Origin of the sequence: Stutzerimonas stutzeri (assembly GCF_024448695.1) — a bacterium.
Lineage (GTDB): Bacteria > Pseudomonadota > Gammaproteobacteria > Pseudomonadales > Pseudomonadaceae > Stutzerimonas > Stutzerimonas stutzeri_T.
The window spans coordinates 89,063-106,392 of the sequence record NZ_JAMOHY010000006.1; the positions used below are offsets into that span (position 1 = coordinate 89,063).

The window sequence follows — 17,330 nt, forward strand, 5'->3', positions numbered from 1 at the left end:
TAAGATTCACCAGATGAATATCTATAACTTCGATCTCAACCTGCTCCGCGTGCTGGACGCCCTGCTGCGCGAGCGCAACGTTTCCCGTGCAGCCCAGCGGCTTTCCCTCAGCCAACCGGCAGTCAGCAATGCGCTGGGTCGCCTGCGCGAATTACTCGACGATCCGCTGCTGGTGCGCGTGGGTCGTGCCATGCAGCCCACGCCCCGCGCGCTGAGCCTGGAAGTGCCGATTCGCGATGCGCTGCAGCAGATCGAACACACGCTCAATGCCGGCGACTTCTTTGACCCGGCCACCAGCGGGCAACGCTTCGTCATCGCCGTGACCGACTACGTCGAGCTGATCTGCATGCCGCCGCTGATGGCGCATCTGGCCAGGGTAGCGCCGGGTATCCAGCTGGCGATCCGGCACCTGACCCCAACCCTGCCCGCCGAGGCCCTGGATAATGGCGAGCTGGATCTGGCGCTGGGGCGTTTTCCTGAGGTGCCGACGCGCTTCCAAAGCCGCCGCTGGGCCAGCGAAACCCTGCAGGCGGTGCTGCGCAAGGCACATCCGATGATCGACGGCGGACTCGATTTACCGACGTTTCTGCGCCTGCGCCATCTGTGGGTTCACGGCGGGCAGACCCGTGGCATGGTCGATCAATGGCTGAAAGAGCACAACCTGACGCGCGATGTGGTCTACACCACACCCAACTACCTGCAGGCGGCGCATATCGTTGCCAGCAGTGATCTGGCCGTCGTGCTGCCCACTCAGCTTGCGCGGTACTTTGCCAAATTGCTGCCGTTGCAGCTGTTCGACATGCCGTTCGATCTGGGCAGCTTTCAGCTGGATATCGTCAGCGTCGCGCAACGGGAGCGGGATGCGGCCCTGCAATGGTTGATCGAACAGATCGTAGCCATCGCCCATGATTGATGCCTGCCCGCCAATCCGCAGCAGGCCGGCTTTCGACTGAAACATAGAGCGATTCACGCAGGTGGGGTTGAAGGTCTCTCCAGATGGCAAAAAACCCGCCGAAGCGGGTTTTTCCTGACCATTTCAATCCGTTGAAGCGCCTTCCTGGCTTGGCCGATCATCCATGATCCTGAGCGCTTCCTGCGCTTCAGAGACGTGCATAGATTAAGCATCTGCAAAGAAAGGCAGAAGGGGCGATAGACGCGACGACGTGTAAGCCTTTCGCTATAGCTGTGTGGCTGACAAAGAAGGCTGAACCGACAGCAGGCCTGCTTCACACTGGTGCCGGCACCGCCTTTGTCTATGCTCAACCCATCCCGCATGGCCATGCAGGTAATAGTGAAAGCAAAGGAATGACCATGATCGACGTACTGGTATACCGCTACAACGAAGAACAGGACACCAGCCCCTATATGCAATCGATGCAGGTGCCCGAAGCTTTTCGCCAGCGCATGGTGCTTGATGTGCTGGAGTCTCTGCGCGAGACGGACCCTTCACTGGCCTACCGCCGCTCCTGTCGCGAAGGCGTTTGTGGCTCGGATGGAATGAACATCAACGGCAAAAACCGCCTGGCCTGCATCACAGCGGTTGCCGATGCCCTGGACGGCAGCGGTCGTCTGGTCATCCGACCGCTGCCGGGTATGCCGGTGATCCGTGACCTGGTCGTGGATCAGAGCCTGTTTTTCAAGCAGTACGAACGCGTCAAACCCTGGCTGATCAATGACGAACCGGCGCCCGGCATCGAGCGCCTGCAATCACCGGATGAACGTGCCCGGCTTGATGGCCTGTACGAATGCATACTCTGCGGCTGCTGCTCGTCGCAGTGTCCGTCCTGGTGGTGGAACCCGGAAAAGTACGTGGGCCCTGCCGGACTGCTGCAGGCCTGGCGCTTCATAGTCGACAGCCGAGACACCGCTGCCGCCGAACGCCTGTCCGATCTCGACGATCCCTTCAGCGTGTTCCGCTGCCGCAGCATCGGCAATTGCAGCTGGGTCTGCCCAAAGGGGCTAAACCCGATGGGCGCGATTGGACACATTCGCCGCGCACTGACGCAGCAGGGGACCTGAAGCGGGCTTCAGCCACGACGCACATCCTTGAGTCCTATTCCCGGCCCAGTGCCTCTTGCCTGGCGAGGAACTCTTCCTGCAACAAGGCATCGGTGACCCGCTGTGGCTCTTCATCCAGCAACGGATCGGCGAGCTGCCCGGTGGCAACCACTTTCGCATCGAGCTTGCCCATCAGATGGCCGATGGCGTTGTGCATTTTCTCGGCAGCCCCGTCGACCGCCAATTGCAGCGACTCGGCTTTGTGGGTGACCGATAGCGGCTGATGGCCCTTGGGGCGCGCTTCGATCTGGCACCGCTTGTCGGCAGCGCCGGCCTTCTGCGCGTTCTCGTCGCCAACGTGGACTTCCACCCGCATGAGGAAATCCTCGAAACGCTCCAGCCGGTCCTGCACCGCTGCGCCAACCCACTCATGAAGTCCGGAACTGCCTTCGATATGGTTACTTCTCACCTGGATCTGCATTGGATCTCACCTCTTTCGTGGTACGTCTCAAGGTTCGAGGATGAGACCCGCGCCGGGGTTCAGAATGATCGGACGGATCACCTGCACGCCGACTAATCAGCCATCAGTTCCCGGTAGCGCCGCTGATAGTCCTCATATGACAGGTTTTCACCCATCAGCCGCTCGATCTGCTGCTGCCGGTACGCCGCCTTGCTCAAGGGTGCCGAGCCGTCGGCCACCTCCGGTGCAGGCCGGCCAAGGTTGAACGCGCCGTGGGGAAACAGCTGGTGCGTGAGTTCGGCGATCTTGTTCTCGGCGCTGATGAATTTGTCCAGCCGCCCACCCCCCCAGCGCGCATCGTACTCAGCCTGCCCGACCTGGCGGCCCTTCTCGTATACGCGGATATCGGCATATTTCATGTACAGCGCCAGATCCCAGCCCCAGTGGCCAATATAGGTGGTGGCGAGCGCACAGCGATCAGGGCTGCTGCCGGGCGCCATCATGCGCGTCCTGAAGCCTTTTTCAGCCAGTTCGTTCTGGTAGGCACTGGTGAAGCCGGCACGCAGATTCGGCGCAGGAATCATGCAGATCTCCGGCGCCAGCTCGGCGGAAAGGGTTGCAGGGGTGACGCTCTGCTGGATGCTGCAACCACTGATGGCAACAACGGCGACCAGTGTGAACAACGATGCGATGCGCATGACAACCTCCATGTCGGAAAAAGTGAATGGCAGTTTGCCAGCAGTCAGGACGCGCGTCTTCAGTCAATCTCCGTTACGGCTTGTGCCCGTACCGATCGGCCCTGCCACCCAGGTACCAGCCCAGCACAGCCCAGACCGCCGCACAGCCGGCACCCACCAGACCGATCAACAGGGCACCCTGGCCGAGCATGTCGAGTAGCGTCTTGACCCAGCCGCTGAGTGCGTCTCCGCCGCGATAGACCACCGTATCGATGAAGTTCTTCGCCTTGTACTTGCTCATCGCATCCAGCGGTGCGAAGAGCATTTCGCGACCCGGACGAACGAAGGCATACTCGCCAATGCGCCGCACGATCATCACCGCCGCCAGCACGGCAAAGGTCGGTGCCAGAGCCAAGCCGATAAAGCCCAGACAAACCAGCGCCGGTACCGCCGCCAGCAACACGCGCACGCCGAGGCGCTGAGCGATGCGTCCGGTGATGAACAGCTGCGACAGCAACGCACCGGCCTGTACCACGAAGTCGATAATGCCAAACACCCGCACCTGTTCGGCACGGCCCGGGAACAGTTCGGCCACCAACCGCGCCTGCTCGAAATACAGAAAGGTGCTGGCGGTGGTCAGCAGCAGCACGAATGCCGCGATACCCAGCAGATAGCCAGACCCCAGCACCCGCGTCAGGCCGCTGAACGGATTGCCCGCCACCGGACGCCGCGGACTCTCTGCCGGCACGGCGCCAGGGCGCCCGGCGCCGCCCCTATCTCGCCAGTTCATCAGATAGCGCTTGAGCCCCACGGCGACGACCAGCAACAGTGCCGCCAGCAGCATCAGACCGAACTGGCCTGTCACGCCCACCAGCAGAGCACTCAGCGCCGGCCCGACAAGGCCACCGACGCTGGCGCCTGCGGCAATGAACGCGAACAGCCGCTTGGCCTGTGGCGCATCGAATACATCGGCCATCAGACTCCAGGCCACGGAAACCACGAACAGGTTGTAGACCGAGATCCACACGTAGAACACCCGTGCCAGCCAGACGCTGTCGTCCATGAAGAAGAACAGCCCGGCAAACATCAGCAGGTTGAGGCAGAAGAAGCCGTAGACCCAGTCGATGTAATGAATGCGCGCCACCCGCGAGTTGAGCCAGGCGAACAGCGGCACTGCCACCAACATGGCGACGAAGGTCGCGGTAAACAGCCACTGCAGGTTTTCCACGCCACCCTGGATGCCCATCGATTCGCGGATCGGCCGCAGCATGAAGTAGCCGCTGAACAGACAGAAGAACAGGGCGAAGCCGGCCAGCGAGGCGGACAGTTCGCCAGGCCGGGCGTTGATCAGCCGCGCCAGGCGTACCTTGGCAACTCGCTCAACCGAAGGCATCGGCGATCAGTTGACGCTGCCGCGCATCCGGCAGGCGCCCCTGTCCGGCCAGCAGGTTGTCGGCCATGTAACGAGGGGTCGACGTCGCCGGAATCACCGCCGTCACCGCGGGTTCGGCAAGGATGAACTTGAGCGCCAGCTGTGCCCAGGAAGTGGCATCGAGCTCAGCCGCCCACTCGGGCAGCGGCTTGTTCCTGACCTGCCCGAGCAGATTGCCGCGGGTAAAAGGACGATTGATCAGCGTGGCAATGCCGTTGTCGGCGCAATACGGCAGCAGGCGCTTCTCGGCGTTGCGCTCGCCCACCGAGTAGTTGAGCTGGACGAAATCGACCTTCTCCTGCCTGAGCACGTCGAGCAACCGCTCGTGTGCCGACTCCACATAATGTGTGACGCCGATATAACGAATGCGCCCCTGCTCTTTCAGTTCGCGCAACAGGCCGAGCTGGTTGCTGGTGTCCTGCAGGTTGTGCACCTGGATCAGGTCGATGGTATCGGTTTGCAGCGCCTCGAAGCTGGCCTCGATCTGCGCCAGCCCGCGTTCGCGACCGGTCGATGAGACCTTGCTGGCGAGAAATACCTGCTCACGCACAGAGCGCCGTGCAACCAGCTCACCACTGACCGCTTCGGCATTGCCATAACTCGGCGCGGTATCGATCAGTTTTGCGCCGCCTTCGACGAAGATCCGCAGCACCTCCAGCAGCGCATCCATCTGCGGATCATCGAGGCCGACGTCATGGGTGCGCGAAGTGCCCAGGCCGATCACCGGCAGCATCTCGCCCGTGGATGGAATTCGTCGCTGGCGCAAGGGTTCTGCCCACGCCAGGGCTGGCAGGAGCGGCCCCAGCGCAGCGAGCGCGGCAACCAGTGCGGAACGGTGAAGAAGCTGACGACGCGTCTGCATGAGCGTGTTCTCCGGAGGGCTACACGGACTTGGCGATTGAGTATGGTCGACATCGCAAAGACCATCAGGCGATCGGAGGACGGAGGGTTTTCTGTTTGTTTCAGTGACGCCCCGCCATCGGCTGCTTGTCCGCCGGATGGCGACGCACAGTACTGGCAATATGCCGCCAGTTCGGTTTTACTGCGCCCGCCATCGGCAACCTACGCTACGCGCTATCGAGACCGCATGCCCCGCCAGACCCACAGACCAGATCCCCCTCCCCCGGCGGGCCCACACGCGACCACGCTGTCGAAGTCGCGCCGGAAACGGCACAACAACAGGCTGATCAGCCTTGTTTACGCGCTGGGCCTGCTGCTGATCTTCATCCTCAGCCTGCTTCTGCTGCCTGCCGATACCGGTCTCGGCAAGCTACTGTGGAGTTCGCTGAGCGCCGGACACTGACAAGCAGCTCCCGGCCTCACGAGCCGTTTTGCACGGCTCGATTCAAACGCGAAAACGCCCGACCAGCCCCGCCAGGCGCTGCGACAAGCCGGACAACTGCTGGCTCGCGTGCATGCTCTGCGCCGAATTCTCCGCTGCTTCGTTGGACAGGTCACGGATATCGGTGATATTGCGCGCAATTTCCTCGGTCACGCTGCTCTGCTCTTCGCAGGCCGTGGCAATCTGTGCCGCCATGTCGTTGATACGCCGCACCGCCTGGGTGGTATCGGAAAGCGCCTGATCCACTCCGGTGGCCCGCTCGACACTTTCGCGCGCCTTGCCACTGCCGGCATGCATGGCCTGAACGGCCTTGCCGACACCGCCTTGCAGGCGCTCGATGCGAGCCTGGATGTCCTTGGTCGATTCCTGGGTCCGCGCCGCCAATGCCCGGACCTCGTCTGCCACCACCGCAAACCCGCGTCCCTGCTCTCCCGCCCGTGCCGCTTCAATGGCTGCGTTGAGCGCCAGAAGGTTGGTCTGCTCGGCGATGCCGCGGATGACCTCCATCACATCACCGATGCTGGAGGCTTCCTCGGCCAGCGCCTCGATACTGTGCGAGGTGCTTTCGACTTCCTGGGCGAGCTGGCGAATCGATTCGATGGTGCCGCTTACCACCCCTGCACTCTCGTGCGCCTGGCTCTCTGCCTGACGCGCCGCATCCGAAGCACTCTGCGCATTGCGCGCCACTTCATGCACGGCAGCGCTCATCTCGGTGGCCGCGGTACTGACCTGATCGACGGCGGCGTGCTCGCCGCTGATCAGCTGGTCATTGGCAGAGGCCATGCCGGACATCCCCCGAGCCGCCGCCTCGACTTCGGCAGTCACCTGCCCGACCTCGGCAATCAGGGGCTGCAACTTGTCCAGAAAGCCGTTGAAGGCCTTGCCCAGCTGGCCCAGTTCGTCCGCCGAACGGACATCCACGCGCGCACGCAGATCGCCATCCCCTTCGGCAATCTGCTCGACACGCTGAAGCAGCCGACGCATCGGACGCAGCACCACCAGCGGCATCCCCAGAACCAGCACGATACAGCCGATCAACCCCACCAGCAGAATGGCGCCCTGCTGCGCAGCGACGGCCAGGCCCTCGGCAATCGCCGATTCACCGACACCGTTGGCGGCCTGATCTTCCAGCTCGCCAAGCTTGTCGATGGCCTCACGCATGGCCTCGAAGCGCACCTCGCTGTCACCGAAGCTCAACGCACTGGCAGCCTGCGGATCGCTATCGACCAGCTGAATGACACGCTGCGAAACCTGCCGCCACTGCTCGAAGCCGCGGTTGAACTGATCGACAAGCGCCAGCGCCTCGGCACTCGGTTTCATCTGGGCATATTGCTGCACGCGCTCATGAGCCTGCTGCAGGTTTTCCGCATGGCTCTTGCGCAGTGTCTGAGCATGATCCGCAACGTCATCGCCCAGCAGGCTGCGTTCGGCGATGAACGCCTGATACAGATCGCGATCAGCATTGAGCAGCAGGCTGATGGCGGGCAGATAACGTGTCGCCAGCGTGCTGCTGGAAGACGCGACTTGATCGATGCCCCGCATGCTCAGCCAACCCATCAGCACCAGCAAGAGCGCCAGAAAGCTGATCGGCAGGGTAATTTTCCAGCGAAAGCCGAGATCGGCGAAAAAACGCAACATGGCATCACTCCTTGAAAGCTTTTCTGGTTATCGGCAAAGACGCTTGCAACGAGAGGGCACCAAACAGCATCGCCTGTTGCGCCACCACCACGACCGCGCCCAAAGCGCAATGGGAGCCACACAGTTGCACAGCGACAGAGCGCAACCCTTGAGCCGCATCAACCGTACGACATGATTTTTCTTCTACTTAAGTACGAGCACCATGGTTGCATAGCCAGCCTTGCCAACCGACCAGTAGCCTGAATCGCACACGGCAGGCGCCAGTGGTATTCCCGATATGCCATGCAATGCCCAGCGACGCTGTTTACCGCAAGCGGCAGCTTCCCCATCGATCTGCGCGAGTACCGCCCATGTTTCCGTTTTCCCACTTCAAGCCGGGCAGCAAGCAGGCCGATGGCGTGCTGAGCCTGCTCGGCAGTGCGCAACAGCTGACACAGCAACTCGCCACACTGCGCTTCAACCCGACCTACATTGCCGGCTTCGTCTCGCCGCACGTGGATATCGACGCCGTGGCACGGCAGATCACGCAACGCTTCCCCCAGGCGGTACTCAGCCTGTGCACCACCTCGGGCGAGCTGTCCAGCGACAACCCGCACCTGTATTGCACCACCGGGGCGCACTGGGACCGAGTGGTGCTGCAGCTGTTCGACGCCAGCGTGATCGCCGCGGCGGAGATCGTGCGGGTGCCGCTGGAATGCGAGGACATCCGCGGAACGGGCCAGCGCATGAGCATGGCCCAGCGCATTGCAAAGCTGACCGCTTCGATCAAGCGCCTGCAGGTGTCAATGAAGATCGACTACCGCGACACCCTGGCCAACATCTTCTTCGACGGGCTTTCGGCCTCGGAATCCTTCTTCATGGAGGCGCTGTACGAGTCCGGCCGTTTCCCCTGCCTGTTCGTCGGCGGCTCAGCCGGCGGCACGCTGGACTTCCAGAAAACCCAGCTGCATGACGGCCAGCGCGCGTACCAGAACCACGCGCTGATCGTCTTCCTCAAGTGTGCCCGCGACGTGCGTTTCGGCGTATTCAAGAGCCAGAACTTCGAGCCCACCCCGCTCAGCCTGAGCGTGCTCAGCGCGTCTCTGGAAGACCGTTACATCAGCCAGGTAGTGGACGCCCGCGGCAATATCCGCAGCATGGTTGCCGCACTCTGCGAGGCGCTCAACTGTGCGCCACAAGAACTGGAACGGCGTCTGGCGGACTACTCTTTCGCGATCCGGGTGGGTGAGGAAGTATTCGTGCGTTCGATCTCGCGGATCGATTTCGCCAACGAGCGCGTGCATCTGTTCTGCGACGTGGCGCCCGGCGAGGAGCTGATCATGGTCAAGCGCACGCCGCTGGCCGAAGCCACCCGCCGCGACTATGAGCGCTTCCTGCGCAACAAGCCGGGCAAGCCGCTGGTGGGCATTCTCAACGACTGCATCCTGCGCCGGCTCAACAACGAACAGGCACTGGGCAGCATGGACCCGGTGTTCGGCGACGTACCGGTGGCAGGTTTTTCCACCTTCGGCGAGATCCTCGGGCTCAATCTCAACCAGACGCTGACGGCGGTGTTCTTCTTCCGCACCAACGGCAAGGCTGAGTTCCACGACGAGTACACCGACAACTTCATCGCCTACCACGGCGAGTTCAAGGCGTTTTTCCTGCGTCGGCAGATCAAGAAGCTCACGGGCCTGAGCCAGGTGGTGGTCAAGCAGATCGAACAGTTCAAACGCCAGGACTACGGCAGCACGGTGGACGTCAACGGCCTCGACGAACACATTCGACCGGTGTTCTCGGGGCTTGCCGACCTGGGCCAGGTGCTGTCACAGGCCGACCAGGAGCGCCAAAGCATCGCCGGGCAATTGAACCATTACGCCACAGAGCTGCATGGTTCGATGGACGACCTGAGCCTGAACATCAGCCGCCAGGGGCAGGTCATCGAGCAGGCCGCCGGCTCGGTCAAGCAGATGGTCAATCAGGCCGACAAAGTGGTCAGCAGCGCCCGCGACCTGGCGCAGTCGAGTCAGCGTATTCAGTCGGTGGTGCAGACCATTCAGCAGATCGCCGGACAGACCAACCTGCTGGCGCTCAACGCCGCCATCGAGGCGGCGCGCGCCGGAGAGATGGGCCGCGGGTTTGCGGTGGTGGCCGACGAGGTGCGCAAGCTGGCGGAAATCACCGGCAGGAATGCCGAGGAAATCGGCACCGACATCGAACGCCTGGCCAGTGAAATACGCGCCGTGGCGCAGCATATCGAGGCGCAATCGACCGACGTCGGCTCGCTCACCGGGCTGCTCGATGCCCTGGAAGACTCCAGCAACCTTACCGCCGACACCTCTCGTCAGACCAAGGGTGTCGCCGATCTGCTGCTCGGTCTGACGGCACGTTGAATCCGCTTATTCAGGCTGGGGCCGCTGCGAACGTGCGACGTGCTCACGCACTTCGGCATAGGGATAAGCTTCCAGGGAAGCGAAACCTGGTGTGCCGCGCGCCTTGAGTCGGGTGAACAGCGGCACGCTGATGCCACAGAGAAAACGTGTCAGGCACTCGACGCCGGGCTCGCTATTGGTCAACTGCCCATAGCGCTGGTTGAACTCGGCACAGCGGGCAGCGACGTCGATCCCGGCCAGCGGCGCCAGTTGCGGTGGCGCCGGCAGTTGCGCGACATGCCCCTGGCAGACCGAACAATGCCCGCAACGCCGCGGCGCCTGATGATCACCGAAGTAGTCGGCCAACCGCCAACTGAGGCATTCGCGCGACTCGAACAGCGCGAGCATGTTGTCTATGCGGGTGATTTCACTGGTTTCATGCTGCTTGAAGTAGGCGTGCAGCTCGGCACTCAGCGCGTCTGTATCGAAGTTCGAATCGAGCAGCGCATAGACCTCGGTCATCTGCTTGCTCTCAAGTTCGATCCAGCCCTTTTCCTGGAAGTAATCCAGCGCCTTGACCACCCGTGCCCGATCGGCGCCGTGCTGCTGGTAGAGCACATCGAAATCCAGCGTGCACCAGGTTCGTGCCCGTGCAGAAGTCTGCACAATGGCTTCGACAAACTGCCGCCGTTCGCCCTCGAAGCGCGCGGACAGGGCTTCCGGCTCCAGGAGGTACTTGAAACGATACTCGGCGAAATAAGCAAAACGCGGCGCGATGATGCCTTTGAGTTCAAGCTGCACCAGCAGGGTTTTCAGCGGCAGTTGACGGATATTGCTCTGTTCGGAAAGCCGATTGAGCATCAGCTCCCACTGACCGCCCGGGCCAACGCTCGCCAGCTCATCCAGCACATGGCGGATACCGACGCGCTCCGGCGTGTCGCCGTAGACGAAATTCTGCAGCACGTTGAGGCTGTCGCGGTTGGCCAGCACCAGGCAGTCGGAAGGCTGACCGTCGCGTCCGGCCCGGCCTATTTCCTGGCTGTAGTTCTCTACCGACTTGGGCAGGTCGAAGTGCAGCACATTGCGGATATCGGCCTTGTCGATGCCCATGCCAAAGGCGATGGTGGCGACGATGCAGTTCAGTTCGCCCGCCATGAAGCGCCGCTGGATGGCTTCGCGCAGCTCGTGGGCCATGCCGGCGTGATAGGCGCTGGCCGGAAATCCGTGCTGCGCCAGGTGCTCGGCAACCTGCTCGGCAGTCTTCTGCTGGGTGACGTAGACGATGGTGGGCTGTGCCGCCTTATCGGCCAGCCACTCCACCAGCCGGCGCTGCTTGTCGAAACCGCTGACCGGCTCCACCAACAGATTGAGGTTGGATCGGTAGAAGCCGGTGGTGACCACATCCTCAGCCGCAATGGCGAATTTGGCCTGCATGTCGGCAATCACCGGCGGCGTCGCCGTGGCGGTCAGCAACAACACTTGGGGAATCTTGAACTGGCGCTGATAGTCGGGGAGCTTGAGGTAGTCCGGGCGGAAATTGTGGCCCCACTCGGAAATGCAATGCGCCTCATCCACCACCAGCAATGAAATCGGCACCTGGCTGATGAAATGGCGGAAACGCTCGTTCTTCAGGCGCTCGACGGAAATCATCAGAATCTTGAGCTCGCCGGACTTGGCGCGGCTCATGGTGTCGCTGGCCTGCTCGCGGCTCTGCGCCGAGTCGATGCTGGCCGCCGCGATGCCATGGCGATGCAGAAAGGCCAACTGATCCTGCATCAGCGCCAGCAATGGCGAAACCACCAGGGTCAGGTGCGGCAGATGCAGCGCCGGCAACTGGTAGCACAGCGATTTGCCGGAGCCGGTGGGAAAGATCGCTGCCGCCGAGCGGCCAGCCACCACGGTGCGAATGGCTTGTTCCTGGCCAGGACGAAAACCGTCATAGCCGAACGTCTGGGCAAGTGTCTGCTCGATCATGCTGAGTCACTCCTTTGACCGGGTAGCCCGAGGTGGGTAAATGGAAAGACACCGCATGGTGGACCGGGTTACACGGCCCACCAAGGGAGCATGATTCAGGCGAGTCAGAAACGGTCGCGGATGACCACCTCCTCGAACGGCAGTTTGCCGACGCGGGGCTTGGGATCGACGGTGCGCTTGCCCACCGCGACCATCATCGCGATCACATGATTCTCCGGCAGGCCGATCAGCTTGCCCACCGCCTCGAAATCGAAGCCGTCCATGGGGCAGGAGTCCAGGCCCTTGCCGCGTGCTGCGAGCATCAGTGTCTGTGCCATCAGGCCGCAGCTGCGCATGGTTTCGTCACGCTGTACCTGCGGCTTGTCGCGGTAGTAGTTGTCGATGGCGCCAGCCATGTAGTCCTGCACTTCCGCAGGCGTGCCTTCCCAGACGCGCCGGGCGTTCTTCTCCCAGCTGTCGACCTGGGCACAGAACACCACCAGCATCGAGGCATCGGTCATCTGCGCCTGGTTCCAGCCCACCTCGCGGATCTGCGCACGCAGGGCCGGGTCGACCACTTCCAGCATCCGCACGTGCTGCAGATTGAACGCCGAAGGTGCCAACAGTGCCAGGCGCAGCAAGTCATCCTTCTCCTCGCGGCTGAGCTGGAAACTGCTGTCGTAGGCCTTGACCGCGCGACGGCTCTGAATGGCTTCTTCGATATGCATGAGGTGGACTCCACTGAGTTGAACAAGAGCGCCATGCTATGCCCCCACCCCACTCAAATCCATGGGCCTTTGTTGATGCAAACCATCTACTTTATCGATCCATGCAACGACAGCCAGCCACAAAAAAGCCGCCAGAAGGCGGCTTTTCGGTAACGCTACGGCGTTAGAGCTGCGGACCAGCCGCCTTGATGGCGTCGGAGACATCGAACTTCTTGAAGTTTTCGATGAACTTCTCAGCCAGCAGCTTGGCCGCTTCGTCATAGGCGCTGGCGTCTGCCCAGGTGTTGCGCGGGTTGAGCAGCTGGGTATCGACGCCCGGAACCGAGGTCGGCACGTCCAGGTTGATGATCGGCAGATGCTCGGTAGGCGCACCGACCAGAGTGCCACCCTGAATCGCCGCGATCACCGCACGGGTAGTCGGGATATTGAAGCGCTTGCCGACGCCGTAGCCGCCGCCGGTCCAGCCGGTGTTGACCAGATAGACCTTGGAGCCGAAGGCCTGGATGCGCTTGATCAGCAGCTCGGCGTAGACACCGGCCGGACGCGGGAAGAACGGCGCGCCGAAGCAGGTAGAGAAGGTCGACTTGATGCCACTGCCCGAACCCATCTCGGTGGAACCGACCAGCGCGGTATAACCGGAGAGGAAGTGATAGGCCGCCTGCTCTTCGTTGAGGATCGACACCGGCGGCAGTACGCCGGTCAGGTCGCAGGTCAGGAAGATCACCGCGTTCGGCTCACCGCCGAGGTTCTTCTCGGAACGCTTCTCGACGTGCTCCAGGGGGTAGGCGGCGCGGCTGTTCTGGGTCAGGCTTGCATCGGCGTAATCCGGTACATGGTTGTCGTCGAGAACCACGTTCTCCAGCACGCTGCCGAACTTGATCGCCTTCCAGATGACCGGCTCGTTCTTCTCCGAGAGGTCGATGCACTTGGCGTAGCAGCCGCCTTCGATGTTGAACACCACGCCGGTGCCCCAGCCGTGCTCGTCATCGCCGATCAGGTAGCGGGATTCATCGGCCGACAGGGTGGTCTTGCCGGTTCCGGACAGGCCGAAGAACAGCGTGACGTCGCCTTCTTCACCGATGTTTGCAGCGCAGTGCATCGGCAGCACGTCAGCTTCTGGCAGCAGATAGTTCTGCACCGAGAACATGGCCTTCTTCATTTCACCGGCGTAACGCATGCCGGCGATCAGCACTTTTCTGGCAGCGAAGTTGATGATCACGCAGCCATCGGAGTTGGTGCCGTCACGCTCTGGGACGCACTCGAAGTTGGCAACGTTGAGCACCTGCCACTCGCCCTTGCCTGCCTGATTGTACTGCTCTGGATTGATGAACAGCTGACGACCGAAGAGGTTCTGCCAGGCCGTGGCAGTGGTCATCTTGATGGGCAGGTAGTGGGACTCGGAAGAGCCTACATGGACATGGGAAACGAAGTGATCCTGGGCCTGGTTGAAGGTTTCGACACGGTCCCAGAGCGCATCGAACTTCTCCGCCGGGAACGGGCGATTGATCGGACCCCAGGCAATATTGTTCTGGCTGCCTGGCTCTTCGACGATGAAACGGTCAACGGGAGAGCGACCGGTACGATGCCCAGTCCTGACGACCAGCGCGCCATTGGCGGCCAGTTGGCCTTCGCCGCGCTGGATGGCTTGTTCAACCAGTTGAGCGGCGCTGATATCGATGTACACGGCGTTGGTGGCTTGCGTCATGAGTTTCCCGTCGGCTCTGGGCCGATTCCTCCATGCTGTTGTAGCCCACCAAACAGCGGACTACACCGAAAAAAGTGGGCGCGATTATGACAGAAAAGGCGCGGTGCTGGGTATGAGCGCGTGATGGCAAAAAGGTTCAGAGCCTAATGCCGTGTGCCTGACGGTCCTTCGACACCCGCGCCGGCAAACAACTGTGCGATATCCGCTGCATCGAAGCGATAACTGTGGTTGCAGAACTGGCAGTCGATGGTGATCGCATCACCCTGCTCGCGCAACAGCTGTTCAGCATCCGTCTGACCCAGGCTGATTACGGCCTTGGCCGAGCGCTCGCGTGAGCAGCTGCAGCGGAAGGTGATCGGACGCGGTTCGAACAGGCGCACCGACTCATCGTGATAGAGCCGGTGCAGCACAGTCTGGGTATCCAGACCCAGCAGTTCTTCAGCCGACAGCGTGTCGGCCAGGGTTCGCAGATGCTGCCAGCTGGCTTCGCGCTCTTCGCTATCGCGGATGCGATCGGCAGGCAGTTGCTGCAACAGCAGGCCGCAGGCGCGACGGCCATCGGCGTTAAGCCAGAAGCGCGTCGGCAACTGCTCGGATGAAGCGAAGTAATTGGACAGACTGTCCGCCAGGGTGACGCCATCCAGCGCCACAATGCCCTGATATCGCTGACCATTGGTCGGGTCGACGGTCATCGCCAGCATCCCCTCGGGCATCAACTCGCCAAAGGTGGCGCCCGGGGTCAACTGGTCGGCGTGGTAGCGCGCAATGCCACGCACCTCTCGCTCACTGGAGCACTCAACCATCAGCAGCGGCACCGGCCCGCTGGAGCGCGCCTGCAGCACCATCAGCCCGTCGAATTTAAGGGTACCGACCAGCAATGCCGCAGCGGCCAGCAGTTCCCCCAGCAACTGGGCAACCGGCTCCGGGTAGTCGTGCTTGGCCAGCACTTCGGCATAGCTGCGCTCAAGCCCGACCCACTCGCCACGCACATCGGTGTCATCGAAGAGAAAACGCTGGGTGTAATCGGAATCGAGCATGAGTAGGACCAGACCAGATTGAAGAACGGGAGCCGTAGCGGGCAGCGGAACTTGGCGAGTTACGCAAGCCTTGGTGACCCACGAGAGAAGGGACCGCATTCTAGGTTGAAAGTGGCGCCCATCCAACCGCTGCAGTTCATTGCTGGTCCGCACGAAAGCGCTGCAGGTCGCGGCGCTGCTTCTTGCTCGGCCTGCCGTCGGTTTCCACACCCAGCGCTCCGGCCTTGCGCTGCGCCGCTGCCTGCTCACGGCGGATCAGGCTGTCGGCTGTTTCTTCGTATAGCAGTTGCGCTTCCGGCGCGCCCTTGCGCACGGCGGACAGGGCGCGGACCACCACGGTGCGCTCGTCAAAACCGGCGCGGATCACCAGCTCCTCACCGACCCTCGGCTCCTTGCCCGGTTTGCAGCGCTCACCCCGACAGTGCACCTTGCCGCCTTCGATGGCGGCCTTGGCCAGCGCCCGGGTCTTGAAGAAGCGTGCAGCCCACAGCCACTTGTCCAGACGGAATTTGCCGTCATCTTTTTCGCTCATCGTTCAACTCTGCCTGCCATGTTGGGTCATAGGTTCGTACAGATAGATGCGCTTGTCATGCACCCCATCTAGAATGGCGCAACCCTACTGGATACTCGCCTTGGATACTCCCGACCCACACACCGTCATCGGATTGCGCGAATGGATTGCACTGCCCGAACTCGGCGTGGTCGGTCTGCGCGCGAAGATCGACACAGGCGCCAGCACTTCGGCGCTACACGCCACCGAGATCAGCGAATTCGACCGCGACGGTCAACGCTGGGTGCGCTTCACCGCCCACCTGGGTACGCAAGTGCAGCGCCGACACCGCTGCGAAGCACCGCTGGTGACGCGCAAGTTGATCAAGAGCTCCAATGGCCATACCCAGACCCGCTATGTAGTGCGCACACTGCTGGCGCTGGGCGATCACCTGTGGCCGGTCGAATTCACCCTGACCTGCCGCAAGACCATGCGCTATCGCCTGCTATTGGGCTCCAGGGCGCTGATGGATGGCAAATGGCTGATCGATCCGGCGCTGACCTATGTGCAACAAAAACCCCAAACCCTTACTTTTCCCGGTGCCCAATGAAAATCGCCGTGCTGTCGCGCAATCCCCGCCTGTATTCGACTCGCCGACTGGTGGAGGCCGGCCAGCAGCGTGGCCATGAGGTCGTGGTAATCGACACCCTGCGCGCCTACATGAACATCGCCAGCCACAAGCCGCAGATCCACTACCGGGGCAAGCCGCTGGAAGGCTTCGACGCGGTGATTCCACGGATCGGCGCGTCGGTGACTTTTTACGGCTGCGCGGTACTGCGTCAGTTCGAGATGATGGGCGTATTTCCGCTCAACGAGTCGGTCGCAATCGCCCGCTCGCGGGACAAGCTGCGCTCGCTGCAACTGCTGTCGCGCCGGGGCATCGGCCTGCCAGTGACCGGCTTTGCGCACTCGCCCGATGACATCGCCGACCTGATCCAGATGGTCAACGGCGCGCCGCTGGTGATCAAGGTGCTCGAAGGCACCCAGGGCATCGGCGTGGTCATGTGCGAAACGGCGACAGCGGCCGAATCGGTGATCGAGGCCTTCATGGGTCTCAAGCAGGACATCATGGTGCAGGAATACATCAAGGAAGCCGGGGGCGCGGACATCCGCTGCTTCGTGGTGGGCGACAAGGTCATCGCGGCGATGAAGCGTCAGGCCAAGCCGGGTGAATTCCGCTCCAACCTGCACCGTGGTGGCACGGCCAGCCTGATCAAGATCACCCCGGAAGAACGCATGACCGCCATTCGCGCCGCCAAGGTCATGGGCCTGAGCGTCGCCGGCGTGGACATCCTGCGCTCCAACCACGGCCCGCTGGTGATGGAAGTGAATTCCTCACCCGGCCTGGCCGGCATCGAGGAAACCACTGGCAAGGACGTGGCCGGGCTGATCATCCAGTATCTGGAGAAGAACGCCGGCCCGCATTTGACCAGAACCAAGGGCAAAGGCTAGACCAACC

Annotated in this window: 16 protein-coding genes; 6 read left to right on the top strand and 10 right to left on the bottom strand. The window is 62.2% G+C overall.

Annotated elements, in window-relative coordinates:
* Positions 1 to 13 precede the first annotated feature (13 nt).
* Positions 14 to 913 carry a LysR family transcriptional regulator gene (locus NAV32_RS07835; RefSeq protein ID WP_256052242.1) on the top strand — a complete coding sequence of 300 codons (900 nt, stop codon included), beginning with the start codon at positions 14 to 16 and terminating at the stop codon, positions 911 to 913.
* 398 nt (positions 914 to 1,311) lie between these two features.
* Positions 1,312 to 2,019 carry a succinate dehydrogenase iron-sulfur subunit gene (locus NAV32_RS07840; protein ID WP_256052243.1) on the top strand — a complete coding sequence of 236 codons (708 nt, stop codon included), beginning with the start codon at positions 1,312 to 1,314 and terminating at the stop codon, positions 2,017 to 2,019.
* A 34-nt stretch (positions 2,020 to 2,053) separates the two neighbouring features.
* On the opposite strand, the gene NAV32_RS07845 is transcribed toward NAV32_RS07840, so the two are convergent.
* From NAV32_RS07845 to NAV32_RS07860, 4 genes are all read right to left on the bottom strand, one after another.
* A complete protein-coding gene (locus tag NAV32_RS07845) occupies positions 2,054 to 2,479 on the bottom strand; it encodes an HPF/RaiA family ribosome-associated protein (RefSeq protein WP_256052244.1) in 426 nt (141 codons plus the stop codon).
* Positions 2,480 to 2,571: 92 nt separating this feature from the next.
* A complete protein-coding gene (locus NAV32_RS07850) occupies positions 2,572 to 3,156 on the bottom strand; it encodes an Sbal_3080 family lipoprotein (protein ID WP_256052245.1) in 585 nt (194 codons plus the stop codon).
* Between the two features lie 73 nt (positions 3,157 to 3,229).
* Complete coding sequence (locus NAV32_RS07855) at positions 3,230 to 4,528, bottom strand: NTP/NDP exchange transporter (protein ID WP_256052246.1); 1,299 nt, start codon at positions 4,526 to 4,528, stop codon at positions 3,230 to 3,232.
* On the bottom strand, positions 4,515 to 5,429 hold the full coding sequence (locus tag NAV32_RS07860) for an aldo/keto reductase (protein ID WP_256052247.1): 915 nt from the start codon (positions 5,427 to 5,429) through the stop codon (positions 4,515 to 4,517). Before NAV32_RS07860 ends, NAV32_RS07855 begins: the two co-directional genes overlap by 14 nt.
* 225 nt (positions 5,430 to 5,654) lie before the next feature.
* On the opposite strand from NAV32_RS07860, the gene NAV32_RS07865 reads away from it, so the two are divergent.
* Complete coding sequence (locus NAV32_RS07865; protein WP_256052248.1) at positions 5,655 to 5,870, top strand: hypothetical protein; 216 nt, start codon at positions 5,655 to 5,657, stop codon at positions 5,868 to 5,870.
* A 42-nt stretch (positions 5,871 to 5,912) separates the two neighbouring features.
* Here the strand turns inward: NAV32_RS07865 and NAV32_RS07870 are convergent, their stop codons facing one another.
* Entirely contained in the window at positions 5,913 to 7,547 is a 1,635-nt protein-coding gene (locus NAV32_RS07870) for a methyl-accepting chemotaxis protein (protein WP_256052249.1), read from the bottom strand.
* Positions 7,548 to 7,897: 350 nt separating this feature from the next.
* Here NAV32_RS07870 and NAV32_RS07875 point away from each other — a divergent pair, with 350 nt between their 5' ends.
* A complete protein-coding gene (locus tag NAV32_RS07875; RefSeq protein ID WP_256052250.1) occupies positions 7,898 to 9,919 on the top strand; it encodes an FIST N-terminal domain-containing protein in 2,022 nt (673 codons plus the stop codon).
* A 6-nt stretch (positions 9,920 to 9,925) separates the two neighbouring features.
* Here the strand turns inward: NAV32_RS07875 and NAV32_RS07880 are convergent, their stop codons facing one another.
* The 5 genes from NAV32_RS07880 to NAV32_RS07900 form a co-directional block, all read right to left on the bottom strand.
* Entirely contained in the window at positions 9,926 to 11,872 is a 1,947-nt protein-coding gene (locus NAV32_RS07880) for a RecQ family ATP-dependent DNA helicase (RefSeq protein WP_256052251.1), read from the bottom strand.
* A 104-nt stretch (positions 11,873 to 11,976) separates the two neighbouring features.
* A complete protein-coding gene (locus NAV32_RS07885) occupies positions 11,977 to 12,579 on the bottom strand; it encodes a nitroreductase family protein (RefSeq protein ID WP_256052252.1) in 603 nt (200 codons plus the stop codon).
* A 163-nt stretch (positions 12,580 to 12,742) separates the two neighbouring features.
* The gene (locus NAV32_RS07890; protein WP_256052253.1) at positions 12,743 to 14,284 is read right to left on the bottom strand and encodes a phosphoenolpyruvate carboxykinase; all 1,542 of its coding nucleotides are present in this window, start codon (positions 14,282 to 14,284) and stop codon (positions 12,743 to 12,745) included.
* Positions 14,285 to 14,427: 143 nt separating this feature from the next.
* Complete coding sequence (gene hslO / locus NAV32_RS07895; RefSeq protein ID WP_256052254.1) at positions 14,428 to 15,321, bottom strand: Hsp33 family molecular chaperone HslO; 894 nt, start codon at positions 15,319 to 15,321, stop codon at positions 14,428 to 14,430.
* Between the two features lie 136 nt (positions 15,322 to 15,457).
* Positions 15,458 to 15,853 (bottom strand): RNA-binding S4 domain-containing protein, encoded by a 396-nt coding sequence (locus NAV32_RS07900; RefSeq protein WP_256052255.1) that lies wholly within the window; start codon positions 15,851 to 15,853, stop codon positions 15,458 to 15,460.
* 73 nt (positions 15,854 to 15,926) lie between these two features.
* On the opposite strand from NAV32_RS07900, the gene NAV32_RS07905 reads away from it, so the two are divergent.
* Together NAV32_RS07905 and rimK are read left to right on the top strand one after the other, a co-directional pair.
* On the top strand, positions 15,927 to 16,421 hold the full coding sequence (locus NAV32_RS07905; RefSeq protein ID WP_423836421.1) for an ATP-dependent zinc protease: 495 nt from the start codon (positions 15,927 to 15,929) through the stop codon (positions 16,419 to 16,421).
* The gene (gene rimK / locus NAV32_RS07910; RefSeq protein ID WP_256052257.1) at positions 16,418 to 17,323 is read left to right on the top strand and encodes a 30S ribosomal protein S6--L-glutamate ligase; all 906 of its coding nucleotides are present in this window, start codon (positions 16,418 to 16,420) and stop codon (positions 17,321 to 17,323) included. Before NAV32_RS07905 ends, rimK begins: the two co-directional genes overlap by 4 nt.
* Positions 17,324 to 17,330 lie beyond the last annotated feature (7 nt).